The 24,228-nt window shown below is 73.4% G+C and carries 21 protein-coding genes; 7 read left to right on the forward strand and 14 right to left on the reverse strand.

Translation table 11 applies throughout. The features are described from left to right. Positions 1–768, reverse strand: coding sequence for a winged helix-turn-helix transcriptional regulator (locus QRN89_RS08015; RefSeq protein WP_290348650.1), 768 nt, complete (start codon positions 766–768; stop codon positions 1–3). Positions 769–870: 102 nt separating this feature from the next. Between QRN89_RS08015 and QRN89_RS08020 the strand changes: the two genes are divergently transcribed. Beyond that, entirely contained in the window at positions 871–2,082 is a 1,212-nt protein-coding gene (locus QRN89_RS08020) for a pyridoxal phosphate-dependent aminotransferase (protein WP_290348651.1), read from the forward strand. Between the two features lie 548 nt (positions 2,083–2,630). Here the strand turns inward: QRN89_RS08020 and QRN89_RS08025 are convergent. After that, positions 2,631–3,362, reverse strand: a complete 732-nt coding sequence (locus QRN89_RS08025; RefSeq protein WP_290348652.1) for a DUF7873 family protein — start codon at positions 3,360–3,362, stop codon at positions 2,631–2,633. Between the two features lie 169 nt (positions 3,363–3,531). On the opposite strand from QRN89_RS08025, the gene QRN89_RS08030 reads away from it, so the two are divergent. Continuing rightward, positions 3,532–4,191, forward strand: a complete 660-nt coding sequence (locus QRN89_RS08030; RefSeq protein ID WP_290348653.1) for a DUF2293 domain-containing protein — start codon at positions 3,532–3,534, stop codon at positions 4,189–4,191. Positions 4,192–4,353: 162 nt separating this feature from the next. Here QRN89_RS08030 and QRN89_RS08035 read toward each other — a convergent pair whose 3' ends face one another. The 4 genes from QRN89_RS08035 to QRN89_RS08050 form a co-directional block, all read right to left on the reverse strand. Continuing rightward, positions 4,354–4,989 (reverse strand): chaplin, encoded by a 636-nt coding sequence (locus QRN89_RS08035; protein ID WP_290348654.1) that lies wholly within the window; start codon positions 4,987–4,989, stop codon positions 4,354–4,356. Between the two features lie 494 nt (positions 4,990–5,483). Beyond that, positions 5,484–6,839 carry an SWIM zinc finger family protein gene (locus tag QRN89_RS08040; protein ID WP_290348655.1) on the reverse strand — a complete coding sequence of 452 codons (1,356 nt, stop codon included), beginning with the start codon at positions 6,837–6,839 and terminating at the stop codon, positions 5,484–5,486. Beyond that, complete coding sequence (locus QRN89_RS08045; protein WP_290348656.1) at positions 6,836–9,658, reverse strand: SCO1167/SCO6262 family helicase; 2,823 nt, start codon at positions 9,656–9,658, stop codon at positions 6,836–6,838. The genes QRN89_RS08040 and QRN89_RS08045 overlap by 4 nt, the downstream gene beginning before the upstream one ends. Positions 9,659–9,944: 286 nt before the next feature. Further along, positions 9,945–10,892: a slipin family protein gene (locus QRN89_RS08050; RefSeq protein ID WP_290348657.1), complete on the reverse strand. Its 948-nt coding sequence runs from the start codon at positions 10,890–10,892 to the stop codon at positions 9,945–9,947. A gap of 187 nt (positions 10,893–11,079) precedes the next feature. Here QRN89_RS08050 and QRN89_RS08055 point away from each other — a divergent pair, with 187 nt between their 5' ends. Continuing rightward, positions 11,080–11,415 carry a hypothetical protein gene (locus QRN89_RS08055; protein WP_290348658.1) on the forward strand — a complete coding sequence of 112 codons (336 nt, stop codon included), beginning with the start codon at positions 11,080–11,082 and terminating at the stop codon, positions 11,413–11,415. A gap of 54 nt (positions 11,416–11,469) precedes the next feature. Here QRN89_RS08055 and QRN89_RS08060 read toward each other — a convergent pair whose 3' ends face one another. After that, positions 11,470–11,916 (reverse strand): DoxX family protein, encoded by a 447-nt coding sequence (locus QRN89_RS08060; protein WP_290348659.1) that lies wholly within the window; start codon positions 11,914–11,916, stop codon positions 11,470–11,472. A gap of 261 nt (positions 11,917–12,177) precedes the next feature. Here QRN89_RS08060 and QRN89_RS08065 point away from each other — a divergent pair, with 261 nt between their 5' ends. Then, positions 12,178–12,453, forward strand: coding sequence for a DUF6343 family protein (locus tag QRN89_RS08065; RefSeq protein WP_290353619.1), 276 nt, complete (start codon positions 12,178–12,180; stop codon positions 12,451–12,453). Positions 12,454–12,498: 45 nt separating this feature from the next. Here the strand turns inward: QRN89_RS08065 and QRN89_RS08070 are convergent, their stop codons facing one another. From QRN89_RS08070 to rpsA, 4 genes are all read right to left on the reverse strand, one after another. After that, entirely contained in the window at positions 12,499–12,861 is a 363-nt protein-coding gene (locus QRN89_RS08070; RefSeq protein WP_290348660.1) for a tetratricopeptide repeat protein, read from the reverse strand. 123 nt (positions 12,862–12,984) lie between these two features. Beyond that, positions 12,985–13,584: a dephospho-CoA kinase gene (gene coaE, locus QRN89_RS08075; protein WP_290348661.1), complete on the reverse strand. Its 600-nt coding sequence runs from the start codon at positions 13,582–13,584 to the stop codon at positions 12,985–12,987. Positions 13,585–13,677: 93 nt separating this feature from the next. Then, positions 13,678–14,616: a PAC2 family protein gene (locus QRN89_RS08080; RefSeq protein WP_290348662.1), complete on the reverse strand. Its 939-nt coding sequence runs from the start codon at positions 14,614–14,616 to the stop codon at positions 13,678–13,680. 188 nt (positions 14,617–14,804) lie between these two features. Continuing rightward, positions 14,805–16,298 (reverse strand): 30S ribosomal protein S1, encoded by a 1,494-nt coding sequence (gene rpsA, locus QRN89_RS08085; RefSeq protein ID WP_017947549.1) that lies wholly within the window; start codon positions 16,296–16,298, stop codon positions 14,805–14,807. Positions 16,299–16,681: 383 nt separating this feature from the next. On the opposite strand from rpsA, the gene QRN89_RS08090 reads away from it, so the two are divergent. Next, positions 16,682–17,512: a class I SAM-dependent methyltransferase gene (locus QRN89_RS08090; RefSeq protein WP_290348663.1), complete on the forward strand. Its 831-nt coding sequence runs from the start codon at positions 16,682–16,684 to the stop codon at positions 17,510–17,512. 1 nt (position 17,513) lies between these two features. Continuing rightward, the gene (gene hrpB, locus QRN89_RS08095; RefSeq protein ID WP_290348664.1) at positions 17,514–20,039 is read left to right on the forward strand and encodes an ATP-dependent helicase HrpB; all 2,526 of its coding nucleotides are present in this window, start codon (positions 17,514–17,516) and stop codon (positions 20,037–20,039) included. Positions 20,040–20,079: 40 nt separating this feature from the next. Here the strand turns inward: hrpB and pgfA are convergent, their stop codons facing one another. The 3 genes from pgfA to QRN89_RS08110 form a co-directional block, all read right to left on the reverse strand. Beyond that, the gene (pgfA, locus tag QRN89_RS08100; protein ID WP_290348665.1) at positions 20,080–21,072 is read right to left on the reverse strand and encodes a cell envelope lipid trafficking protein PgfA; all 993 of its coding nucleotides are present in this window, start codon (positions 21,070–21,072) and stop codon (positions 20,080–20,082) included. A gap of 17 nt (positions 21,073–21,089) precedes the next feature. Next, complete coding sequence (locus QRN89_RS08105; protein WP_290348666.1) at positions 21,090–21,227, reverse strand: SPW_0924 family protein; 138 nt, start codon at positions 21,225–21,227, stop codon at positions 21,090–21,092. Positions 21,228–21,437: 210 nt separating this feature from the next. After that, positions 21,438–23,150 carry a lytic transglycosylase domain-containing protein gene (locus tag QRN89_RS08110; protein WP_290348667.1) on the reverse strand — a complete coding sequence of 571 codons (1,713 nt, stop codon included), beginning with the start codon at positions 23,148–23,150 and terminating at the stop codon, positions 21,438–21,440. A gap of 224 nt (positions 23,151–23,374) precedes the next feature. Here QRN89_RS08110 and QRN89_RS08115 point away from each other — a divergent pair, with 224 nt between their 5' ends. Continuing rightward, complete coding sequence (locus QRN89_RS08115; RefSeq protein ID WP_290348668.1) at positions 23,375–24,223, forward strand: DUF4184 family protein; 849 nt, start codon at positions 23,375–23,377, stop codon at positions 24,221–24,223. The last annotated feature ends 5 nt before the right edge of the window (positions 24,224–24,228 follow it).

The following is a 24,228-nucleotide window of genomic DNA, read 5'->3' on the forward strand; positions in this document are numbered from 1 at the left end:
TCATGGCCGCCGGCCGCCGTCCCGCTCCTCTCCACCCCGCGACGGCGGGCCGCAGGACGCGTCGACGAGTTCGCCCGCGTCCCGGCGCGTGCCGCGCGGCTCCCCCACCGGCCCCGGATCCCCGGCCCACGCGACCGCCAGGGGCCCGCTGCCGGAGACGCGGATGCGTCCGTCCCGTACGGCCTCCTCGAGACCGAGGTCTCCTCGGCTGACGGCGAGGCAGGTCCCGCCGTCCAGCTCCAGCCGGGCGACCGGGACACCGGCGGGCGCCGGGCCGTCCCCGTAACCGGGCGCTCCGGACCCGTCCGGCGCCAGGCGCAGATGGAACTCCCCCTCCGGAAGCCGCACGTCGACCGTGCCCGTCACACCCGCCGCCTCCAGGCGGCGCAGCAGCGGGACGGCGAACCAGTGGGCCCTGACCGCGTCCGTCGGCCGCGGCCCGTCGAGCGCGGGCGCGCCCCACTCGGCCAGGGCTCCGACCAGCGGGAGCAACGCCCTTCCACGTTCGGTCAGTTCGTACACGTACGCCGAGACCGGAGCGGGCAGCCGGCGCCGGGCCGCCAGCCCGTCGCGTTCCATGTCCTTGAGCCGGGAGGCGAGGACGTCCGTGCTGACGCCGGGCAGATCGGCGTGGAGATCGGTGTACCGGCGGGGGCCTGCGAGCAGTTCCCGCACGATCAGCAGCGTCCAGCGGTCGCCGACGGAGTCGAGGGCGCGGGCGACGGCGCAGTACTGGTCGTAGCTTCGGCGGCGTGGAGGACGGGGCATGCGGGGCAGTCTAGACCGGTTGTTGGACTTTCCAAGCTCCTACTTGGTAAAACCAAGTGCCATCGCGTTCCACCGTCGCGCCAGTCCTGGGGAGGCCTCCGCATGGAGTTCCGGCAGTCGAGCAAGCTCAACGAGGTCTGCTACGAGATCCGCGGACCGGTGATCGAGCACGCCAACGCGCTGGAGGAGGCTGGCCACAGCGTGCTGCGGCTCAACACCGGCAATCCCGCGCTGTTCGGCTTCGAGGCGCCGGAGGAGATCGTCCAGGACATGATCCGGATGCTGCCGAAGGCCCACGGCTACACGGACTCCCGCGGCATCCTCTCCGCCCGGCGCGCCGTTGCCCAGCGCTACCAGGCCCTCGGACTCGCGGACGTCTCCGTCGACGACGTGTTCCTCGGAAACGGCGTCTCCGAACTCGTGTCCATGGCGGTGCAGGCGCTGCTCGAGGACGGCGACGAAGTGCTCGTTCCCGCGCCCGACTTCCCGCTGTGGACCGCCGTCACGACCCTCTCCGGCGGAAAGCCCGTCCACTATCTCTGCGACGAATCGGCGGACTGGTACCCGGACCTCGACGACATGGCGGCGAAGATCACCGACCGGACCAGGGCCGTGGTGATCATCAACCCCAACAACCCCACGGGGGCGGTGTATCCGCGGGAGATCGTCGAAGGGATCCTGGACCTCGCGCGCCGCCATCAGCTGATGGTCTTCGCCGACGAGATCTACGACCAGATCGTCTACGACGACGCCGTTCACCACACCGCGGCCGCCCTCGCCCCGGACCTGGTCGTCCTCACCTTCAGCGGTCTGTCCAAGACGTACCGGGTCGCGGGCTTCCGCTCCGGCTGGCTGGTCGTCACCGGCCCCAAGCAGCACGCGCGCAGCTATCTGGAGGGGCTCACGATGCTCGCGTCGATGCGGCTGTGCCCCAACGCGCCCGCTCAGTACGCCATTCAGGCGGCGCTCGGCGGACGCCAGTCGATCCGCGAACTCACCGCACCGGGCGGACGGCTGCGCGAACAGCGCGACCGGGCGTGGGAGCGGCTGAACGAGATCCCCGGTGTGTCGTGCGTGAAGCCCAAGGGGGCGCTGTACGCCTTCCCGCGCCTCGACCCCACGGTCCACCCGATCCACGACGACGAGAAGTTCGTGCTGGACCTGCTGCTGCGGGAGAAGATCCAGGTCGTGCAGGGCACCGGTTTCAGCTGGCCGCGGCCGGACCACTTCCGCATCCTGACCCTGCCGTACGCGGACGACCTCGACGCCGCGATCAGCCGGATCGGGCGCTTCCTGAGCGGGTACCGCCAGTGAGGGGCGCGGGGCCGTGGGGCGGAGGACGCCGCCGCGGGGCCCGAGGAACCGGACGCGGGAACCGGAGCATCGCAGACCGGAGGAGCCTGCGCGGCACGGGCCGGAGAGCCGGGACGCCGCTCGCCGGAGCACGTGGATCGGGAGCTCGAGGCCGCCGGAGCGTGCCCGGAAACGGAGCGGACCCGGAGGCGTAGCCGGCCTCCGGGCCCTGTTGATGCCGCTCACATCACACGCCGGCACGCTTGAGGACCCGGGTCAGTCGTCATTGCGCCGCGTCCTTCCTTTGGACCACCGCGGACCGAGCTCCGCGGGCCGGACTTGAACCGGCATTTCGACGCACCAGGGCCCGAGCCCGGTCGATCCGGCGATGAGCGGCGAATGCTGAGTCTGGAGCGAGAGTCTGAGATTCATCACGACCGGTCTCCTGCCGGCCGCGCGTTCACGACAAGCTTCAGCTTCAGCTTTGCGCTCCTCGCGCACCCCGGCCGTGGTGCGTGGTGGCCGGGGAGTTCATGGGGGGCCGCCCGGACGGGCGGCCGAACACGGTACTACCCGAAGAGGTAGCCGAACACCGCGTCGCCGACCCGCTGGTCGGTGACCTCCGCGCCGTTCGCCTCCTCACGGGCGAACTTCACCGCCTGCTGGAGCTTCTCCACCCGGTCCAGCAGTTCGTTGACCCGCCGGGCGGGCAGGGCACCGGAGAACTTCACGGTGGTCCAGTAGCCGACGGGGATGTCCTCGTAGTACACCTCGACCTGCGCGGGGTGCTTCTCGGTCGCCTCCGCCTTGACGTGGTTGCGGGGCACCTTCTTCGTACGGACCGTCTTGACCGGCTCCGTCTTCCACGAGTCGGTGGAGGGGTCCTGGGTCCAGGACTCGGCGGCGTCCAGCACGGGGAGCTTGCGCACGAAGGTGTTGATGTCCGTGAGCTGCTTCTCCAGGAAGAGCAGGTACGCGACCGGTACGTCGGCGACCAGGACCCGTCCGTCGACGGTGACGTCCGCGCGGGCCGTGCAGTTCGCCCAGTCCTTCGTGGCGGTCACGTCGAACAGCCGGGTCAGGGTCTTCGCGGTGTCGCGCAGCACGTCCTCGCCCTTGACCTGCACCAGCGTCGACTCGGGCGGAAGCTGCTCGCCCTCCTCGTCCTTGGGCTGGTAGGTACGGGCGATGCCGGCGAGCAGGGCCGGCTTCTGGAGGCCGTGATGAGCCGACGTCAGGTCCTGGTGCGCCTTGGACTTGACGCCTTTCTCCACTGCGATGATCTGATTGAGTTTCGCCACAACCGGGAAGTTAGCAAGACCAATGTCCTTTTCTCCAACGATTATCGGACGGTCGGCAGCTGTCGGTCGTGGCCACCCGCCGCGCCTAATCCCTGAGCCGTAGCCGTGAGCCGCAGTCCGTGAGCCGTTGCCGTGAGCCGCGGGACGTGTCGGGAGGGGGCGAGGAACGGTGGATCCGCTCGTGGTCGTCGAACCGCTGAAGCGGCGGCACTGCGCGGAATGCCGGCGGGGACCGCTGGAGCGGCTGGTGCTGGAGTTCAACGCACCGCGTTGCCTGGACTGCGCGGACCTGGGGCATCTGGTCTTCCTGCCGCGCGGCAACGCGGCGCTGACCAGGCGGGCGCGCGAGGCGAGTTCGCTGTGGGCCGTCGTCGTACGGCACAACCGGCAGCGCACGCGGTACGAACGGCAGGGCCTGCTGGTGGAGGAGGCGGCGCTGGCGAGCGCGGAGGAGGCGTGCCTCGCCGATGCGGAGGCCCGGGCACGCCGACGCGAGCGGGACGCGGCGCGGCGGGCGGCCGAGGACGTGCGTTTCACCGCCCGGCTCACCGCGGAGATCCTGCGGCTCTTTCCGTCCTGTCCGCTCGACCGTGCGCTGGACGTGGCGGCGCACACCTCGGTGCGGGGCAGCGGGCGGGTGGGGCGCACCGCGGCCGGCCGCGCCCTGGACGACGGCGCCGTCACGGCGGCGGTCCGGGCCTCGGTGCGCCATCTGGACACCCCGTACGACGCGTTGCTGATGCGGGGCGTCCCCCGCCACGAGGCGCGCCGCCGTGTCGCCGCGGTCATCGAGGCGACACTCACGGCCTGGCGGACGACGCCGCCGTGAGGGGTGGCGCCGTCCGGGCCGGGTGATCAGGGAACGGGGTACCGCCGGCGCGGGGGCTTCCCCACGGGGTACCGACGCGGCGAGGGCGATCCCGACCGCACGGCTCGGGGCCGGACGGGCGGAAGCGGGATCCGGCCCCGAGCACGGCCCGGACCGTACGGTCTACGCCGCGCGCCGGGCCCGGCGGTACAGCACGGCGCCACCCAGGACCAGGGCCGCGCCGGCAGGGAGGGTGAGGCCGAGCGGGGCCGGCGTGCCGGTCTCGGCCAGGTGGACCGGGCCCTGCTGGGGCTCCAGGTCACGCGTGGCGGGACGGACTTCCGACGGCGTGACCGTCTTGGGCGGGGTGACGGGGCGGGGCCGGGCCGGCGGGTTGGCGGCGTTCGAGGAGGAGTTGCCGACCGACGCGTTGCCGACACCGACGACGTTCACGGAGTTGCCGGTGACGTTCAGGGGGACGTCGACGGGCAGCTGGACCGCGTTCCCGGAGAGAACTCCCGGGGAGTCCTCCGCGCTGGTCCGGGCGACCGCTCCGCCGGCACCTTCGCCCGTGCCGTTTCCTTCGTTCTCGCAGCTGTTGCCGATCGCCGGGTTCAGCAGACCGACCACGTTCACGGTGTTGCCGCACACGTTCACCGGCACATGGACCGGGATCTGCACCGTGTTGCCGGACAACAGACCCGGTGATCCGGCCGCGCTCCCCTGCGCGCCCGAGTCGGCGTGAGCGGCCCCGGCGGCGGCGAGCGCACCGCCCGTGACCATCGCTGCGACCAGACCTGTTCGGCGCATCTGCCTCATGGATTCCTGCCTTCCGGTGGATGAACACGGGTGCTCACCCGCACCGAAAATAACGCCACGAAGCCGATCGGGTTATGGCCACGAATCGTTTCACCCCATCGGGTGGAGGGCGGCAGAACTGTTCAGCGCCGTCCGCGCGTTCAGCCCCCGGCGTCGTACCTCCCGGGTCCGGTGCCCGTGCACACGCCGGTCGGTTCGGGGAGCTCCGGGCGAGTGCGGTCGCGATGGCGTCCACGCCGAGCGTCAGCAGCCGGGGCGGAGTGGTGGTCGGAGCCGCGAAGGGGGCGGGGCGCGGTCACCACGTGCCCGGCGGGCATGGACCCGGGGGGTTCCGCGACTCGACGGCTCCACGACTCGACGGACTCCGCGACTCGACGAGCTCGACGGGCTGCACGGCTGCACGCGCTCCGTGACTCGCCGGCCCGGCCGTCGGGCCGCGCCCCCTTCGGTGGGCGGTCGGCGCGGCAAGGGCCCGGCGACCGGCCCGCCGGTGGTCAGCGGCCCAGCAGGGTGGTGAGCGCGCCCACCGGGTCCTCGTCAGGGACGCCCCGCGGCCACCAGTCGTCGCGGCCGGGGTCCGACTCGTATCCGTACCACCGTCCGTCCCGGCCCAGCCGGAGTTGGAGGGACGGGGTGGAGAGGCGATTGCGCCACGGCCGGAAGTGCGGGAAGTCCGCGGCGGCGAGGGCCGGGCGGGCCCGGTCGAAGGGACCGGCGGGCGGATCCCAGTCCTCCTCCAGGGCAGCGAGTCCGGCGAGCCCGCCCTGGCGCCAGGCCGCCACGGCGCGCGCGAGGTCGGTGGGGGTGCGGCCACCCGCGCGGGCCAGCGCGGTGTACAGCGCACGGGTGGAGGCGGTGAGCCCCGATCCGGGGTGGGCGGCCGCGAGCCGGACGGCGTCCTGCCAGAGGCTGAGCCCGCCGACCGGGTCCCGGCCGGTGTGCAGGGTGGCATGGGCGCGTGTCGCGGCCTCGGCGGCGAGGAGGTCGAGGGCGAGCGGGTCGGGCGCGCCGGCGGCCTGCGGGTACACGGGTGGGCGCCCGGGCTGCGGTGGCACGGGCAGCGGGGGCGGGAGCGGAGGGCGCGTCCGCGGGGCGAGGGCGTCGCGCGCGCGGACCGTCGCCAGGGCGGGGGCGGCGCCGCTGGCGCCGTCGGCCGCGTCCGGTCCCGTGCGGACCGCCGTACGCTCTGCCGCGCCGCGTTCGGCCGCCGAGCGGGCGGCGTTGCGCCGGGTGAGCTCGGCGAGGATCTCCTGCTCGCCGCGGCCGCGCATCAGGAAGAGCACGAAGGGGTCCTCGTCGAGGATCCGCGCGGTCTGGTAGCAGAGCGCGGCGGCGTGCTTGCAGGGGAATCCGTCGTCGGGGCACGAGCAGTCGGGGATCAGATCACCGGGCGCGGGCAGCAGGTCGGCGGCGGCCGCGAGGGCGTGCGGGACGTCCTTGTCGAGCAGGGCCGCGATGTGGTCCGGGCGGGCGGCCGCCGTGTCCAGCAGCCGCTCCCAGTCGTCCTCGCCGAGGGTGCGCAGCCTGATCTCGGCGCGGTAGGGGCGCGGGCGGGAGCCGTGGACGTAGGCGACGACCCTGCCCGGGGTCACCGTGATCGCGTCGACGTGGCCGCGTCCGGCGTACGCCCGGCCACGGGCGAGGCGGGCCGGGTCGAGAGCGGTGTCCTCCAGGGCGTCCACCCAGGCGTTGCCCCACCAGGAGGCGGCGAAGCCGTCCTCCTCGGACCGGGGGGCGAGGGCGGGGAACGTGCGCCGCCGCTCGTCCGGCCGGCCCGGGCTGTCCGGGCCGGACCTGCCGGTGCGGCGCCGCCCGGGCGGCCCGGTGCGGCCGGGGGTGGCGGGGCTCATGACGGCCTCCTCAGGGAGACGAGATCGGCCAGTTCCCGGTCGGTGAGCTCGGTCAGCGCGGCCTCGCCGGAACCGAGGACGGCGTCGGCCAGCGCCCGCTTGGACAGCAGCAGTTCGGCGATGCGGTCCTCGACCGTGCCCTCGGCGATCAGCCGGTGGACCTGGACGGGCTGGGTCTGTCCGATGCGGTAGGCACGGTCGGTGGCCTGGTCCTCCACCGCCGGGTTCCACCAGCGGTCGTAGTGGACGACGTGGCCCGCGCGGGTCAGGTTGAGGCCGGTCCCCGCCGCCTTGAGGGAGAGGACGAAGACGGGGATCTCGCCCGACTGGAAGCGGTCGACCATCCTCTCCCGCTCCGGTACGGGGGTGGAGCCGTGCAGCAGCTGGGACGGGATCGCGCGGGAGGCCAGATGGTCGGAGATGAGCCGGGCCATCGCCACGTACTGGGTGAAGACCAGGACGGACCCGTCCTCGGTGAGGATGGTGTCGAGCAGCTCGTCCAGCAGGGCGAGCTTGCCGGAACGCGCCGTGAGGCGGGGGCGGTCCTCCTTCAGGAACTGCGCGGGATGGTTGCAGATCTGTTTGAGCGAGGTGAGCAGCTTCATGATCAGACCACGGCGGGCGATGCCCTCGGCGGTCTCGATCCGGGCCATCGTCTCCCGCACGACCGCCTCGTAGAGCGACGCCTGTTCGCGGGTGAGCGGAACGGGATGGTCGGACTCCGTCTTCGGCGGCAGCTCGGGCACGATGCCGGGGTCGCTCTTCTTCCGGCGCAGCAGGAAGGGCCGGACGAGCCGGGAGAGGCGCTCGACCGCCTCCTCGTTGCCGACGTGCTCGTCGTTCTCGACCGCGCGGGCGTGGCGGGAGCGGAAGGACTTCAGCGGGCCGAGCAGTCCCGGTGTGGTCCAGTCGAGGAGGGACCACAGTTCGGAGAGATTGTTCTCGACGGGGGTGCCGGTCAGGGCGATCCGGGCCGGGGCGGGAATGGTGCGCAGGGCCTTGGCGGTCGCGGAGAACGGGTTCTTGACGTGCTGGGCCTCGTCGGCGACGACCATGCCCCACTCCCGGGCGGCGATCTCCCCGGCGCTGGTGCGCATCGTGCCGTACGTCGTGAGGACGAAGCCGCCGGGCCCGATGCCGAGGCTGCGCTCCTGGCCGTGGAAGCGCCGCACGGGCACTCCGGGGGCGAAGCGCGTGATCTCCCGCTGCCAGTTGCCGAGCAGGGACGCCGGGCAGACGACGAGCGTCGGCGCCGTGCGGGCCCGGTGCTCGGCCCGGTGCAGATGGAGCGCGATGACGGTCACGGTCTTGCCGAGGCCCATGTCGTCGGCGAGGCAGCCGCCGAGGCCCAGTGAGGTCATCAGGTCCAGCCAGGCGAGTCCGCGCAGCTGGTAGTCGCGCAGGGTGGCGGCGAGCGCGGTGGGCTGGGCGAGGGCGGCCGGGCCGTGGGTGAGCCGGTCCCTCAGGGCGGCGAGCGCACCCTCGGGGACGGCCTCGACGGTCTCCCCGTCGACCTCGGCGGTGCCGGTGAGCGCCACGGCCAGGGCGTCCACCGGTTCGAGGAGGCCGAGTTCCCGCTTGCGGGCCTTGCGCACGAGGTCCGGGTCGATCACCACCCACTGGTCGCGCAGCCGCACGACGGGCCGGTGGGACTCGGCGAGCGCGTCCATCTCCTGCTCGGTGAGCGGGTCGCCGTCCAGGGCCAGCCGCCAGTCGAACCGCAGGAGCTGCCCGCTCTCGAAGAACGGCGTCCCGTCCGTGGCGGAACCGGGTGCGGGCGCGCGGACGACGGCCGTGGCACTGAGGGTCCTGGCGAGCTCCCTGGGCCAGTGCACGGCGATCCCGGCGTCGGCGAGGCGGCCCGCGGCCCGGCCGAGCAGCTCGTACAGCTCGTCCTCCGTGACCGGCAGGACGTCGGGTACCTCGCGCTCGAGGAGCCGGCTCAGCGGCGGCCAGACGCGGGCCGCGCGGCGCAGGGCCAGCACGGCGTCGACGCGGGCGCGCGGGCCGAAGTGCTCGTCGCCCTCGCCCGCCCACAGCCGTGCGGCGTCGACCACCAGTGTCGGGTCGGCGAGGCTGTGCACCTGGACGAGGGCCGCCGCGGCCTGCCGGTCCGCTCCGCCGCCCTCGGACACGTCGAACAGTTCGTAGGAGGACAGGTCGAGGCGCAGGGAGATCCGCACCCCCGCGTCCATCCCGGCAGCGGCCTGGGCAGCCCAGTCCCGGGCGTACGGCAGGTGCTGCGGCGCCATCGCGGCGAACGGCCCGCCCACGGCGTGCTCGGCCGCCGGAGTGCGGGGCAGGCTGTCCGCGACCGCGTCGAGGAAGGCCCTGACCAGTGCCTCGGGCTCGGGCAGCCGGAGCGGCCGGAGCCCGGGGACCGGCGTGGCGTGCGCCTCGGGCGGCATGGCCGCGGCGACGGCCCGGAGCTGGGCGATGTCGTCCGCGTCCAAAGGCCCGGCGCGCCAGGCGTCGTGGTCCGACGCCGTCAGGCCGGGCAGCAGCCTGCCGCGCGCGACGAGGTGCAGGGCGTGCAGGGCGGCGGCGCCCCAGCAGGCCGTGGCGGGGTGGGCCGCCGTGTCGTGCCGGGCGCCGGCGAGCAGCGGCACGGCGTCGGCGACGGGCAGCAGCAGAGCGGGGACGGTACGGCTGCGGATCCCGGCGCCGTGGCCGCGGACGACGGTGATCTCGCCGGGGGTGCCGTGGCGGGCGTCCCCGGCGGCGTGGGGGGAGGGCTCCCCGCCGGGGCTCCAGAAGGCGACCCGCCCGTCGCGGGGCAGCTCCGCCGGGAGGAAGACGGCGGCAAGGGTGTGCAGCATGCCGGGTCGCCTCCCTTCCCCTGGGTCGTACGGAGGCGCGCCATGGGCCGCGCCTTGGATGAACGACCCTACGGGGAGGGTCTGACATCGATACCCGTAGCGGGTTCCGGTGGTCGTCGCCCAGGGTCTGACGGACGTCCTGCTGGACTGTGCTGCGACTGTGCCGTCCGCCTGCCGGGGCCCGTTCAGCGCCCCGGCCCGCGCCACGACCGGCTCCCGGCCGAAGGCCCACCGCGCCGCGCCCCGGCCAGGGCCACTGTCTCCCCCGGGGCGGGCGGCCGGTGTCTCACCTCGCTGCGCCTCCCAGGGACTCGTGCCCCCCGTGCGCCTGGTCCTCGAGGGCCGCGGGGCTCTCGGGCACGACCGGCATCGGGGGGTTCGGAGTGGCGGGCATCGCCGTGGAGTTCGTCACCGGCGTGTGCAGCGGCGGCTTCACGTCGCGTGCCTCGCGGTGGGGCTCCGCTTCCGGGGCGGGTGCCGAACCGCGTTCGAGGAACCGCAGGAGCTCTACCGGGATGGGGAGCACCAGCGTGGAGTTCTTCTCGGCGGCGACGGCCATGACGGTCTGCAGCAGCCGCAGTTGCAGGGCCGCCGGGGTCTCCGACATCTGGTGCGCCGCCTCGGCCAGCTTCTTCGACGCCTGGAGTTCGGCGTCCGCGTTGATGACGCGGGCCCGCCGCTCCCGGTCGGCCTCCGCCTGGCGAGCCATGGAGCGCTTCATCGTCTCGGGCAGCGACACGTCCTTGATCTCCACACGGTCGACGCTCACACCCCAGCCGAGTGCCGGACTGTCGATCATGAGTTCGAGGCCCTGGTTGAGTTTCTCGCGGTTGGACAGGAGGTCGTCCAGTTCGCTCTTGCCGATGATCGAGCGCAGCGACGTCTGGGCCATCTGGGAGACGGCGAAGCGGTAGTCCTCGACCTTCACGAGGGCCTCGGACGCGTCGACCACCTTGAAGTAGACGACGGCGTCCACCCTGACCGTGACGTTGTCCCGGGTGATGCCCTCCTGCGCGGGCACGGGCATCGTCACGATCTGCATGTTGACCTTGTGCAGCCGGTCGACGAACGGAACGATCATGGTGAATCCGGGTTCGCGGACCCGGTCGCGCAGCCGACCGAGGCGGAAGACCACGCCCCGCTCGTACTGCTTGACGACCTTGGCCGCGGCCACGACGTACGCGGTGCACGCGGCACCAGCCGCGACACCGATCGCCACGAGATCCAGAACCATCACGGCACCCCCTGCTGTTTCACGCGTCCGGGAGTCGGTCTGTGATTCAACGGTATTCCTGTCCGGTGCGGCGGTCGAGCGGCGTGCGGGCGCCGGTGTCCCCTGAGCGGGTGCGCCCGGCGTGCGGACCCCCGAGGACGTCCGGCAGGGTCTGAGCAGGAGTCCGCCCCACAGACGAGGACCAGTCATGGCCGATCACCGGCGCCTCGGCATCGCCACCGGCGCAGTGCTTCTGACCGCCGCCCTCACCGGATGTTCCGGCCTGGGCCGGACCGCCGTGGGCACCGTGACCTACGAGGCCGGCGCCGACCGCGTCGTCACGGTGTCCAACCCCGTGGTGACCGGCTGCCACAAGCTCCTGCCGGCCGGCGCGGTGCGCATCGAGAACGCGACGCTGATCGACCTCATCGCGTACCGGACACCGAACTGCACGGGCGGTGACACGGCGTACATCGCGACGACGCTGTTCGACAACATCGCTCCCGGTACGCAGCCCTGGCGCAGCTACAGCTGGGTCCACTGAGCACGCGCCGGGTCGCCGGGCGCATGCCGCCGCCGACCCGGGCGGGCGCCCGACTCACCGGCGCCGGCGCAGCAGCGCGACGAGCTCGGCGTTGCGGTGCCGGCGGACGCGGGCGACGACGGCGAGCGGCAGCGCCACCAGCACGGGTGTGAGGGCGTACTGCCCGTCGAAGACGGTCACCTGGGTCACGAACGCCCCGGCCATCAGGCCGATCAGTGCCAGCGCGGAGACACCGGCGAGGACGGGGATCAGCAGCGCCACCGCCCCGGCCAGCTCGAGCGCGCCGACGGTGTACATGAACCAGTCGCCGAATCCGATCCTGTCGAAGGACTCCGCGGCCGAGGAGTGCCCGATCAGCTTGGGAAGGGCGCCGGCACCGCCGAGGAACAGGGCGAGCAGCACCTGCAGCGTCAGGGCCGTCAGATGCGCGCGGCGGCCGGGGGCGTGAGACGCGGCGGGCGCGCCGGTCGGGGCGGAGGTGCGCGGGGCGGTGGCGGACATGGAGCTCTCCTCAGGGTGTGCCGTGCCGGCGATCGGTGCGGGCGCCTCGTGGCGCTCACACCGAGTCAGACCCTGGACACCCCGCGAACTCATCGCCCTCCGTGGTCCGCTCCCGCGGTTTCCGGGGGCCACCCCCGCCGTCGTCCCGCGGACGGCCGTCTGCCCGGAATCCGCGAGGACCCGGTCCGTTCCGCGCGGTCCGTTCCGCCCGATCCGTTCCACGCGCTCCGGGTGGATCCTGGAGGGGAAGAGGCGATGACCATGCGTACGGGAAACGAGCCTGTCACGGCGCGCAGTCCGCTGCGGATGCGGTTCTGGCTGAGTGTGTGGGGACTGCTGTGGGCGGTCGCGGGGACGGCCCTCTTCGCGCTCGTCGAGCGCCCCGGGTGGGCGATCGCCTGCGGGCTGCTGGGCCTCGTCGTCATGACCGACCTGATGATCGTGGTGCACCGGCTGCACCAGGGGCCGCACTACCAGCCGGGGCCCGGCATCCCGCCGTACGAGCCGGACCACGGGGACGGCCGACGGCGTCGGTAGGGCACGGGAGCCGGCGCTCCGGCGACGGGGGCCGGGAAGCGGCGCTCAGGAATCGAAGCGTGCGGCTTCCAGGTACTCGGGCTTGGGGTCGAGCGCGGCGGCGAGGCGGAAGTGCCGCTGGGCCTGGTCGGGGCGGCCGGAGCGCTGGAAGGTCCGGGCGAGCGCGAAGTGGGCGAAGGCGTTGTCGGGCTCGTGGTCGACTATGTGCTGGAACTCGCGCTCCGCCGCGCGCAGTTGGGCGGACGCGAAATAGGCGCGCGCCCGCAGCAGTCGGGCCGCCCGGCTCTCCGGGTGGGCGGCGATGACCGAGTCGAGGAGCTTGATCGCCCCGCGCGGGTCCCGCGAGGCGAGCAGTTGCTCGGCCGCGCGGAAGTCGATGACATGGGTCTCCGGGGTGGTCTCGGGCACGCTCGCATCCTTCCCTCCCCCCTCACGTATTCAACATCTGCGGCCGCGGGGGATTCCCGGAAGCGGTCACGAAGCGGCCGCGCGGGGCCGACGGCCGTAGGGCCTCGGCCGAGCAGCCGAGCGCTAACGCCGCGCGCGCTCGCGCAGCTCCGCCCAGACCTTGCGCACCTGGGGCTCCAGTGCCTCGCGCGGCCCGTCGTTGTCGATGAGCACGTCGGCGATGGCCCTGCGCTGCTCGCGCGTGGCCTGCGTGGCCATCCGGGCACGCGCCTCCGACTCGGTCATGCCGCGCTGCCGTACGAGCCGGTCGAGCTGGGTCTCGGGGGCCGCGTCCACGACGACGACCAGGTCGTACAGCGGGGCGAGGCCGTTCTCCGTCAGCAGCGGGACGTCGTGGACGACCACCGCGTCCGGGCCGGCTGCGGCCTCCAGTTCGGCCGACCGCGCCCCGACCAGCGGGTGCACGATGGCGTTGAGCCGTGCCAGCCGTTCGGCGTCCGCGAAGACGATCGCGCCGAGCCGGGGCCGGTCGAGGGTGCCCTCCGGAGTGAGGACGTCGGGGCCGAACGCCTCGACGACGGCCGCCAGTCCCGGCGTGCCGGGCTCGACGACCTCCCTGGCGATCTTGTCCGCGTCGATCAGCACCGCGCCGTACGACGCGAGGAGCCGTGACACTTCGCTCTTGCCGGCGCCGATACCGCCGGTCAGGCCCACCTTCAGCATGGGCGGAAGCTTAGGCGCGTGCCGGGTGCGGCACTCCGCCGGGCCCCGGGACCCGTCCCGCTGCCGTGTCCGACCCATCCCATCGGACCCGGCCTAGGACTCGCCCTCACGCTCGGCCAGGAACCGCTCGAACTGCCTGCCGATCTCGTCCGCGGAGGGCAGCTCCACCGGTTCGGCGACCAGACTGCCGCGCGTGTCGGCGCCGGCGATGGCGTCGTACTGGTGCTCGAGCCCTCGCACCAGGGACGTCAGATCCTCGTCGCCTTCGCCGATCTGGCGTTCGATCTCGGTCTGGGTCCGCTGGGCCTGGGTGCGCAGGGTGTGCGCGACGGTGGGGAGCACCAGACCGGTGGCCGCGGTGATGGCCTCGAGTGCGGTCAGCGCGGCGTCCGGGTAGGAGGAGCGGGCCACGTAGTGCGGCACATGGGCGGCGACGCCGAGGACGTCGTGACCCCACTGCGCGAGCCGGTACTCGACGAGGGACTCGGCGCTTCCCGGCACCTGGGCCTCCTCGAAGGGGCTGCGGTGACCGGGCATCAGGTCCGTACGGTTGCCGTGCGGGGTGATGCCCACGGGGCGGGTGTGCGGCACGCCCATGGGAATGCCGTGGAAGTTCACGGAGAGGCGCACGCCGAGCCGCTCGACGATCTCCCGGACGGCGGCGGCGAACAGTTCCCACTCGACGTCCGGCTCGGGTCCGGACAGCAGCAGGAACGGGGCGCCGGTGGCGTCCTGGACCAGCCGGACCTCCAGGGAGGGGGTCTCGAAACCGGTCCAGCGGTCGCGCCGGAAGGTCAGCAGCGGGCGGCGGGCGCGGTAGTCGACGAGCCGGTCGTGGTCGAAGCGGGCCACCACCTGGTGGGGCAGGGACGCGAGCAGGGTGTCGACGATCTGCTCGCCCGTCTCGCCCGCGTCGATGTACCCGTCGAAGTGGTACAGCATGACGAGCCCGGCCGACTCCTGCGCCAGTGCCACGTCGACGACCGCCAGGCCCTTCGGCTCCCACTCGTAAAGACTCTGCGGATCTCGCACCCTTACCGCCCCTTCTCCGTGTCTCCGGGGTCAACCCCACGGGCCGCGCGATCATTCCCGCCGGTCGGGGGCCGCCCCGAAGCGTCCGAAGAGTGCGGGCGGCGAAGCGTTCGGGGAAACGACGGAGGCCCGCCCCCCGAAAGGGGCGGGCCTCCGTGCCAGTTGCCTGGTGGCTAACGGGGAGCCTTTCAGCTCTGACCGCCGGCCAGCTTCTCGCGGAGCGCGGCGAGGGCCTCGTCCGACGCCAGGGCGCCGGAGTTGTCGTCCGACTCCGAGGAGTACGAACCGCCCTGCGGCGCGGCGGCCGGAGCGGCCTGGCCACCCTCGGCAGCGGCGGCCTCGTCGGCCTCGCGGGACTTGATGACCTGCGCCTGGTGCTGCTCGAAGCGCTGCTGCGCCTCGGCGTACTGGCGCTCCCACTCCTCGCGCTGCTTCTCGTAGCCCTCGAGCCAGTCGTTGGTCTCGGGGTCGAAGCCCTCGGGGTAGATGTAGTTGCCCTGGTCGTCGTAGGACGCGGCCATGCCGTACAGGGTCGGGTCGAACTCGACCGACGCCGGGTCGGCACCGAAGGACTCGTTGGCCTGCTTGAGGGACAGCGAGATCCGGCGACGCTCGAGGTCGATGTCGATGACCTTGACGAAGATCTCGTCGTTGACCTGGACGACCTGCTCCGGGATCTCCACGTGGCGCTCGGCCAGCTCGGAGATGTGGACCAGACCCTCGATGCCCTCGTCCACGCGGACGAACGCACCGAACGGCACCAGCTTGGTGACCTTGCCCGGGACGACCTGGCCGATCTGGTGGGTGCGGGCGAACTGCTGCCACGGGTCCTCCTGCGTCGCCTTCAGCGACAGGGAGACACGCTCGCGGTCCATGTCCACGTCGAGAACCTCGACGGTGACCTCCTGGCCGACCTCGACGACCTCGGACGGGTGGTCGATGTGCTTCCAGGACAGCTCGGAGACGTGGACCAGACCGTCGACGCCACCCAGGTCCACGAAGGCACCGAAGTTGACGATCGAGGAGACGACGCCGGAACGGACCTGACCCTTCTGCAGGGTGGTGAGGAACGTCTGGCGGACCTCGGACTGGGTCTGCTCCAGCCAGGCACGGCGGGACAGGACCACGTTGTTGCGGTTCTTGTCCAGCTCGATGATCTTGGCCTCGAGCTCCTTGCCGACGTACGGCTGGAGGTCGCGGACGCGGCGCATCTCGACCAGGGAGGCCGGGAGGAAGCCACGGAGGCCGATGTCGAGGATGAGACCACCCTTGACGACCTCGATGACGGTACCGGTGACGATGCCGTCCTCTTCCTTGATCTTCTCGATGGTGCCCCAGGCACGCTCGTACTGGGCGCGCTTCTTCGAGAGGATCAGGCGGCCTTCCTTGTCCTCCTTCTGGAGGACCAGGGCCTCGATCTCGTCACCGACGGCGACGACCTCGTTCGGGTCGACGTCGTGCTTGATCGAGAGCTCGCGGCTCGGGATGACACCTTCGGTCTTGTAACCGATGTCGAGCAGGACCTCGTCCCGGTCGACCTTCACGATGACGCCGTCGACGATGTCGCCGTCGTTGAAGTACTTGATCGTCTCGTCGATCGCGGCGAGGAAGGCTTCCTCGTTACCGATGTCGTTGACCGCAACCTGCGGGGTGGTGGCGGTGGTCTCGGTGCTGCTCGTCATGTGGGAAAGGGCTCCGGTACGGACATTGAAGTCGTAGGTACTGCTACGCCGTGAGCCCGTATCGCAGCTGAAGAAGCCGGACAGCCAAGGAAGCGCCAACCGCGGAGGAATGGCGCCTCGACAACCGAGGGGACATACAACAGATGCGAGCGCGGCCTGCTCCGTCTGAGGCGCGCAAGCCCGCAGCGCAACCTTTAGCATACGGGGGCGGCAGGGCACGGTCAATGCGCGAAGGCCCCCACCCGGGGCGGAACGCCGCATACCCGGCACAACTAAGGTTTGCCGAGGCCATGATGGCCTCGCCTCGCCCCTCCGCGACACGGCCGCAAGGGCTCTCGCGGTGCTTCCGGGCGAGGTACCAGCAACGTACAACGACGGGCGAGATGATCCAAGAGTACGAACCGGAGGCGACCCGGCGTGACGCCGGCGGCGCGGAGAGCAGCCGGGCGAACCGCGGCTGGTGGGACCGCAACGCCGACGAGTACCAGACCGAGCACGGCGCCTTCCTCGGCGACGACCGGTTCGTCTGGGGGCCCGAGGGACTGGACGAGGAGGAGGCCCGGCTGCTCGGGCCGGCGGAGTCCCTGCGGGGTGCCGCCGTGCTCGAGATCGGCGCCGGCGCGGCCCAGTGCTCCCGCTGGCTGCTGGCCCAGGGCGCGCGCCCGGTGGCCCTGGACCTCTCGCACCGCCAGCTCCAGCACGCCCTGCGGCTCGGCACCGGCTTCCCGCTGGTCGAGGCGGACGCGGGCGCGCTGCCCTTCGCCGACGGCTCCTTCGACCTGGCCTGCTCCGCGTACGGGGCCGTGCCGTTCGTGGCCGACCCGGTGAGCGTGTTCCGGGAGGTGCGGCGGGTACTGCGGCCGGGCGGGCGGTGGGTCTTCTCGGTCACCCACCCGATCCGCTGGGCGTTCCCCGACGAGCCCGGCCCCGAGGGGCTGAGCGTCGCCGCCTCCTACTTCGACCGCACCCCTTACGTGGAGCAGGACGAGGAGGGCCGCGCCGTCTACGTGGAGCACCACAGGACGATCGGCGACCGGGTCCGCGACGTGGTCGCGGGCGGATTCCGCCTGGTGGACCTGGTCGAGCCGGAGTGGCCGGCGTGGAACGGCCAGGAGTGGGCCGGCTGGTCCCCCCTGCGCGGGAACCTGATCCCCGGGACGGCGGTCTTCGTGTGCGAGCGGAGCGGGGCGGGCCCCCGGGCGGGGGACGAGTGACGTGATCCGCGAGGACGCCCTGGCCCGGCTTCCCGTGCGCACCGCGCTGCCCGCGCTGGAACGGGCCCTGGACGCGCACGGCGCCGCCGTGCTCTGCGCCCCGCCCGGCACGGGCAAGACGACGCTGGTGCCGATCGCGCTCGCCGGGCTCCTGGACGGCGGCGGCACGGGCACCCGCGGCCGGGTGGTGGTCGCCGAGCCGCGGCGGATCGCTGCGCGCGCCGCGGCCCGGCGGATGGCGTGGCTGCTGGGCGAGAAGGTGGGCGGCCGGGTCGGCTTCACGGTGCGCGGGGAGCGCGTCGTGGGGCCGGACACCGCGATCGAGGTCGTCACCACCGGTGTCCTGCTCCAGCGGCTCCAGCGCGACCAGGAGCTCGCCGGGGTCGGCGCCGTGATCCTGGACGAGTGCCACGAGCGGCATCTGGACGCGGACACGGTGGCGGCGTTCCTCCTCGACGTGCGCGCGACGCTGCGCCCCGAACTGCGCCTGGTGGCGGCGTCGGCCACGACGGACGCGGAGGGCTGGGCGGGCCTCCTCGGCGGCGCGCCGGTGGTCGAGGCCGAGGGCGTCGCCCATCCCGTCGAGGTGGTGTGGGCGCCGGCCGGCCGCCCGGTGCGTCCCCCGCACGGCATGCGGGTCGACCCGGCGCTGCTCGCCCATGTGGCCTCGGTGGTCCGCAGGGCTCTGGCCGAGCGGGACGGGGACGTGCTCTGTTTCCTGCCGGGGGCCGGGGAGATCGGGCGGGTCGCCGGACTCCTCGGGGACACCGGGGCCGAGGTGCTGCAGGTGCACGGGCGGGCACCGGCGGCCGTGCAGGACGCGGTGCTCTCCCCCGGCCGGCGGCGCAGGGTGGTGCTGGCGACGTCGGTCGCCGAGTCGTCGCTGACGGTCCCCGGCGTACGGGTCGTCGTGGACTCGGGGCTGGCCCGGGAACCGCGCACCGACCACGCCCGGGGCCTCGGCTCGCTGACGACGGTACGGGCCTCCGGGGCCGCGGCCCGGCAGCGGGCGGGCCGGGCGGGGCGGGAGGCGCCGGGCACGGTCTACCGCTGCTGGACCGAGGCGGAGGACGCCAGGCTGCCCCGCTTCCCTGCCCCGGAGATCCGGGTGGCGGACCTGACGGCGTTCGCCCTGCAGGCCGCGTGCTGGGGCGACCCGGACGCATCCGGGCTCGCCCTGCTGGACGCGCCGCCCGCGGGCGCGATGGCCGCGGCCCGCTCCGTCCTCGCCGCCGTGGGTGCGGTCGGCCCGGGGGGCCGGGCGACGGACCGGGGACGGCGGATGGCACGGCTGGGGCTGCATCCCCGGCTCGCGCGGGCCCTGGTCGACGGCGGTCCCGAGGTCGGGTCCCGCCGGGCCGCGGAGGTCGTGGCGCTGCTGAGCGAGGAGCCCCCGCGTGAGTACGGGGACGACCTGGCGGCCGCCTGGCGCACGGCCAGGCGAGGTGGCGACGCGTACGGAGCGCGCTGGCGCGCCGAGGCGGACCGGCTGACCCGCTCGCTCGGCGGCACCGGGGACGCCCCGGCCCGCCCGGCCGCCTCCGCCTCCGCCTCCGCCTCCGCCTCCGACGACACGGTCGCCGGGTTCGTGACCGCGCTCGCCTTCCCCGAGCGGGTGGCGCGGGCGCGGGGCGGGACGTCGTACCTGATGGTGTCCGGGACCGGCGCGGAGCTCGGCGAGGGGTCGCCGCTGCGGAGCGCGCCGTGGCTCGCGGTGGCGGTGGCCGACCGGCAGGCGCAGTCCGCGTCCGCGCGGGTGCGGCTCGCCGCCGTGGTGGACGAGGGGACCGCGCGCGCCGCCGCGGCGCATCTGCACGTCCGGGGCGAGGAGGTGCGCTGGGAGGACGGCGATGTGGTCGCCCGGCGGGTGGAGCGGCTGGGGGCGGTGGAGCTGTCCGTGCGGCCGTTGCCGGGACCGGCGGCCGGCCTGGTCCGGGACGCACTGCTGGAGGGGCTCCGCCGCGAGGGGCCGGGCCTGCTCGCGTGGTCGCGGGACGCCGTGGCGCTGCGGCAGCGGCTCGGCTTTCTGCACCGGGTGCTGGGCGCGCCCTGGCCCGACGTGTCGGACGGGGCCCTGCTGGATCGTGCCGGCGAGTGGCTGGAACCCGAGCTGTCCCGGGCGCGGCGCCGGGCCGACCTGGCGAGGATCGACGCCGGGCAGTGCCTGCCGCGGATCCTCCCGTGGGCGACGGGCGAGGCGGCCCGTCTCGACGAACTGGCCCCGGAGCGGATCGCGGTGCCGAGCGGGTCGCGGATCCGCGTGGACTACACGGGCGAGCAGCCCGTGCTGGCCGTGAAGCTCCAGGAGCTGTTCGGTCTCCACGAGACGCCGCGCCTCGCCGGAGTGCCCGTACTCGTCCATCTCCTGTCCCCGGCCGGACGCCCGGCCGCGGTGACCGCCGATCTGGCGTCGTTCTGGCGCGACGGGTACCGGGCGGTGCGTGCGGAGCTGCGCGGGCGCTATCCGAAGCACCCCTGGCCCGAGGATCCGGCGACGGCGGAGCCCACACGGGGTGTGAAGCGCTGACGGGCGGGCCGGTGCCGTCCGGCGGACGGCCGGGCCGCGGTCACACCCCGGCCGGTTCGGGTTCGCGCTCGGCCACGGCTTCGACGTCCGGCCGGCGCGAGCGCGCCTCGAGGAGGAGGGAGAGCGCGAGGAGGCCCGTACCGAGGGTCAGGAACGTCCACGGCAGGTAGGAGACCAGCAGGAGCACGAGCGTGCGGTTGGACGACACCAGGGCGACGGTGTGGTCCACGTAGTCCTCGCGCATTCTGACGTGCCCGGAGAAGGCGGTCACCTTGTCGCGGCCGCCGAGGAGCGACCCCCCGCGCAGTTCCTCGGTGTGGATCTCCTCGCCGTTGACGGGCGCCCCGGTGACGGGTTCGACCCAGAACATCCGCCTGGTGGTGTACCAGCGCGTGGTGCCGGTCTGCTTCTCCAGCGTCGTCGCGTCGACGCCGGGCATCGGCATCTTCTTCGGGTAGGGCACCTTGGTCCAGGGCACCGTCTGCTCGAAGTAGTAGACCTCCAGGCCACGGAACGTGCGGGTCCCCTTGTAGTGGATCGGGGCCGAGGTCCGGGTCTGGGCGTCGAAGTACGCGTAGTCGCGCTTCTCGGTGAGGAAGGGCCACTTGAACTCGATGCCCTCGCGCCGGACCGGGTCCCCGTCGACCGACTCCCCCGTGGCGTGCACGGGTGCCTGGGTGTGGGCGTCGAAGATGTACCGCTCGGGTATCTGGGAGACCGTTTTCCCGTCCGGCCCCTGGACGTAGGAGAGCGAGTCCCAGACCACCACGTCCCTGCCGGCGTCGCGCTCGATGCGCTCCGACTCCTCCACGTTGCCCTTGAGGGTCTGCACGATGGTGACCTTCTCGACCCGCTTCGCCTGCATGGTGTCGTACTGCAGCAGGGTCGCGGGCCTCGCCTCCAGCACCATCTCCTGGTACTGGCTCGGCGGGATCTTGGCCAACCGGGGGAAGGCGTACCAGCGCAGCACCGGCGCCAGCGCCGCGAGGAGGACCGCGAAGGACAGGAGCACGAGACTGGCTCTACGGCGCACGGCTGCTGCTCCTCCCGCTACTTCTTGGGGCCGGGGACGGTGGTGAGCAGCGGTCTGGGCGAGGTCTCCCCGGGCGGTACGTCGAGTACGGCGATGAGCAGCACGACGAGCAGCACAGGGGCCAGCCCGACGGCGGCGGCGACGAGGGCGCGCATGGTCGGCCTCCCGGGGTACGCGATCTGATGGAGCGTCAGAACAGCGGGCGGGGGCACCGTAGCAACGCGGCCCCGAGATGAGAACACGTCGCACCGCGGGATGCGCGCGCTTCCCACCGCACACGGCACCGCCCCTCCACGCGATACGCGCGGAGGGGCGGTGGTCCGGCGTGCGTCGCCGGCTCGGACGGGCGGGGCCCCGGGGACGGCTCAGGCGGGCGGGGCCTCCGGGGCGGCGACCTTCAGTTCGAGGGTCAGGGTGGCTCCACCCTCGGTCGTCAGACGCAGCAGGAACGTGCCGGACTGGTCGTCGGAGAAGATCTTCGGCAGCACGAGCATGCCGTCGGCGTCGGTCCTCAGTTCCGTGAGGGTGCGGACCGGCTTGCCCTCGGCGTCCTTGAAGTACGGGCCCTTGGTGTTCTCGGCCGGGTCGTCGGCGGAGGTGACCATCGTGGCGGTGACCGCCACGCGCGCGGCCGCCTCGCCCTTGAACGTGGCCTTGACCTCGACCGCGTCGGCGAACTCCGAGGCCGGCGCGGCCGTCAGCTCCTTGTCGCCGGTCCGCGCGAGCGCGTCGGCCTGGCGGGGGGTGACGGTCGCCGTGCAGTCGAGCCGGGGCAGGGCGCGCCCGCTGACGGTGACGCGGACGGTGAAGTCACCGGTCTTCTCACCGGCCTTCAGGGCGGGGGCGACGGCGATGCCGCCCGCGCCGGTGCGGACGACCGCGGTCGTGCGGTTGCCGGAGAACCGGGCGTCGGTCGCGCCGACGATCTCGAAGACGAGGTCGGCTCCGACGACCGACTGGCCCGAGCGGCTCTTCGCCCGGACCTTCGGGAGCACGGCGAAGTCCTGGCCGGCGATGGCGGTGGGGCGTCCGCCTCCGGCGTTCTCGATGCCGAACACCGTCGCGGCGGGCGGAGGGGTCGGCGTCGGTGCCGGGGTGGTCGGCGGCGACGGGTCCGGGGCGGGCGTGCCGGTCCCCGGGTTCGACGGGGGCGGCTTGGGGCTCCCGGTGGAACCGCCGGGGTTCGAGGGGGACGGCGACGGGCCGGGCGTGGCACCCGGCACGGCCGGCGCGGTGGTGCCCGTACCGGTGGAGCCGCCGTCGCTGCGGTCGACCGGCAGCACGCCCGAGCCGTCCGGGACCTCGTGCGTGCCGCGCTTGTAGTACTCGAACCAGGACAGGACCGTCCGCAGGTACTCCCGGGAGCGGTTGTAGCTGAGGATCGCCTTGTCGAGGTCGTCCTTGACGGACAGGTCGCGGCCGCCGGCGCAGAGGTACTTCGCGGCGGCGAGCGCCGCGTCGTAGATGTTGTTCGGGTCCTTGCGGCCGTCGCTGTTGGCGTCCTGGCCCCAGGTGGCCCAGGTCGACGGGATGAACTGCATCGGGCCGACGGCACGGTCGTGCGTGCGGTCGCCGTCGTAGGCACCGTTGTCGGTGTCGGAGATGTTGGCGAACCCCACGCCGTTCAGCACCGGACCGAGGATCGGGGAGAACGTCGTGCCGTTGGCGTCGACCCGTCCGCCGCGCGCCTGGCCGGATTCCACCTTGCCTATCGCGGCGAGCAACTGCCAGGGGACGCGGCAGCCGGGGTCGCTGGCGGCGACGGTCTGCTCGGCCTGCTTGTACGCGGCCAGCACCGTGGCGGGGATGCCGGCCTCCGCCGGGCCGACCTCGGGGAGCCGGGGCGAAGCGCCCGGCTTGTTGGGGCTGTTCAGCGGCGGCAGATCCGTGTAGTACGGGGAGTTCCCGGTCGCCGAGGAGCCCGACGGAGGGGTCGCTCCGGAGGACTGCGCGTCACCGCCGCCCGCGGCGGGTGCGACACCCGGGGCCTGCGACGCGGAGAGCGCGGCCACCGCCACCGCCGCCACCGCGGTCGTGGTCGCCCCCTTGCGCAGCCGGCGGCCGAATTGCGCTGCCATACCCCTGTTCCCTCCCCATAGGCGGCTGTTCGCGCTCCCCGCGCAATGTCCCGTGCGACACTACGGCAACTCACCGCGCCGCAACACAGGCACCCCGGCCGCTCCCGCCCACTGTTCACCCCGCGCGCACAGACGGCATGCGGGCCTCCGGATCGAGTGACGCACCGCCCGTTTACCGCATACTGGGCCGCATTGCCCGATCACGGTCTCACGGGGGCGGCACCATGCCATTCACGCTCAGCCACGCCGCGGCGGTCCTGCCCGGCATCCACAGGAACGGAACGGCGCGGGGGCCGCTCGTCGCATCGGCGCTCGTCGCGGGCTCGTTCGCGCCCGACACGACCTATTTCGCGGCGAGCGTGCTGCCCGGAGGGATGCGCTTCGGGGAGGTGACCCACGGGCCGCTGGGCGTGGTCACGGTCGACATCGTCATCGCTGCGGGGCTGGTGGGCGTCTGGCTGTTGGTGCGTGAACCGCTGCTCGCGCTGCTGCCGCAGCGTCTTCAGGGACGCGCCCACGCCGTCGTGCGCGGCGCGTCCGCGAAGGAGCGCACGCGGGCGTCGCTGGCGCTGTGGTTCTCCGTATCGGCGGCGATCGGCGCGGCGACGCACGTCGTGTGGGACGCGTTCACCCACTTCGACCGCTGGGGCACGCGGGTGCTGCCGGTGCTGGCGGACTCCGTCGCCGGATTCCCCCTCTACACGTACACGCAGTACGGGAGTTCGATGCTGGCGCTGGTGGCGCTGGGCTGGTTCGCCGGATCCGCCTGGAAGCGCGCACCGTTGCTCACCGGGCCGGTGCCCGTGCCGTCGATCGGCCGGCCCGGGCGGTGGGCCGCCGCGGCGCTGCTGACGCTGTGCGTCCTCGCGGGGACGGTGCACCGCTGCGTGCGCTGGTACCAGTACTGGGGCCGGATCGACACGCCCCTCGACATCATCCCCACCGCGTGCTTCGGGGCGGGGGCGGGGCTCGCGGTGGGCGTCGTGCTGTACGGCACCGCGGTCCGGCTCTGGTCACGCCGCGGCGCGCTCCCGGACGCGGAGCCCTCGCGGGAGCGTGCGGGCGTGTCCTGACGCGG

It is taken from the genome of Streptomyces sp. HUAS CB01 (assembly GCF_030406905.1).
Taxonomy (GTDB): Bacteria; Actinomycetota; Actinomycetes; order Streptomycetales; family Streptomycetaceae; genus Streptomyces; species Streptomyces chengbuensis.

What these genes read in the sequence shown, in the direction of transcription:
- QRN89_RS08015 (WP_290348650.1), bottom strand. Translation starts at nt 768, where the DNA reads ATGCCCCGTCCTCCACGCCGCCGAAGCTACGACCAGTACTGCGCCGTC.
- QRN89_RS08020 (WP_290348651.1), top strand. Translation starts at nt 871, where the DNA reads ATGGAGTTCCGGCAGTCGAGCAAGCTCAACGAGGTCTGCTACGAGATC.
- QRN89_RS08035 (WP_290348654.1), bottom strand. Translation starts at nt 4,989, where the DNA reads ATGAGGCAGATGCGCCGAACAGGTCTGGTCGCAGCGATGGTCACGGGC.
- QRN89_RS08040 (WP_290348655.1), bottom strand. Translation starts at nt 6,839, where the DNA reads ATGAGCCCCGCCACCCCCGGCCGCACCGGGCCGCCCGGGCGGCGCCGC.
- QRN89_RS08045 (WP_290348656.1), bottom strand. Translation starts at nt 9,658, where the DNA reads ATGCTGCACACCCTTGCCGCCGTCTTCCTCCCGGCGGAGCTGCCCCGC.
- QRN89_RS08050 (WP_290348657.1), bottom strand. Translation starts at nt 10,892, where the DNA reads ATGGTTCTGGATCTCGTGGCGATCGGTGTCGCGGCTGGTGCCGCGTGC.
- QRN89_RS08055 (WP_290348658.1), top strand. Translation starts at nt 11,080, where the DNA reads ATGGCCGATCACCGGCGCCTCGGCATCGCCACCGGCGCAGTGCTTCTG.
- QRN89_RS08060 (WP_290348659.1), bottom strand. Translation starts at nt 11,916, where the DNA reads ATGTCCGCCACCGCCCCGCGCACCTCCGCCCCGACCGGCGCGCCCGCC.
- QRN89_RS08065 (WP_290353619.1), top strand. Translation starts at nt 12,178, where the DNA reads ATGCGTACGGGAAACGAGCCTGTCACGGCGCGCAGTCCGCTGCGGATG.
- coaE (WP_290348661.1), bottom strand. Translation starts at nt 13,584, where the DNA reads ATGCTGAAGGTGGGCCTGACCGGCGGTATCGGCGCCGGCAAGAGCGAA.
- rpsA (WP_017947549.1), bottom strand. Translation starts at nt 16,298, where the DNA reads ATGACGAGCAGCACCGAGACCACCGCCACCACCCCGCAGGTTGCGGTC.
- QRN89_RS08090 (WP_290348663.1), top strand. Translation starts at nt 16,682, where the DNA reads ATGATCCAAGAGTACGAACCGGAGGCGACCCGGCGTGACGCCGGCGGC.
- QRN89_RS08105 (WP_290348666.1), bottom strand. Translation starts at nt 21,227, where the DNA reads ATGCGCGCCCTCGTCGCCGCCGCCGTCGGGCTGGCCCCTGTGCTGCTC.
- QRN89_RS08110 (WP_290348667.1), bottom strand. Translation starts at nt 23,150, where the DNA reads ATGGCAGCGCAATTCGGCCGCCGGCTGCGCAAGGGGGCGACCACGACC.
- QRN89_RS08115 (WP_290348668.1), top strand. Translation starts at nt 23,375, where the DNA reads ATGCCATTCACGCTCAGCCACGCCGCGGCGGTCCTGCCCGGCATCCAC.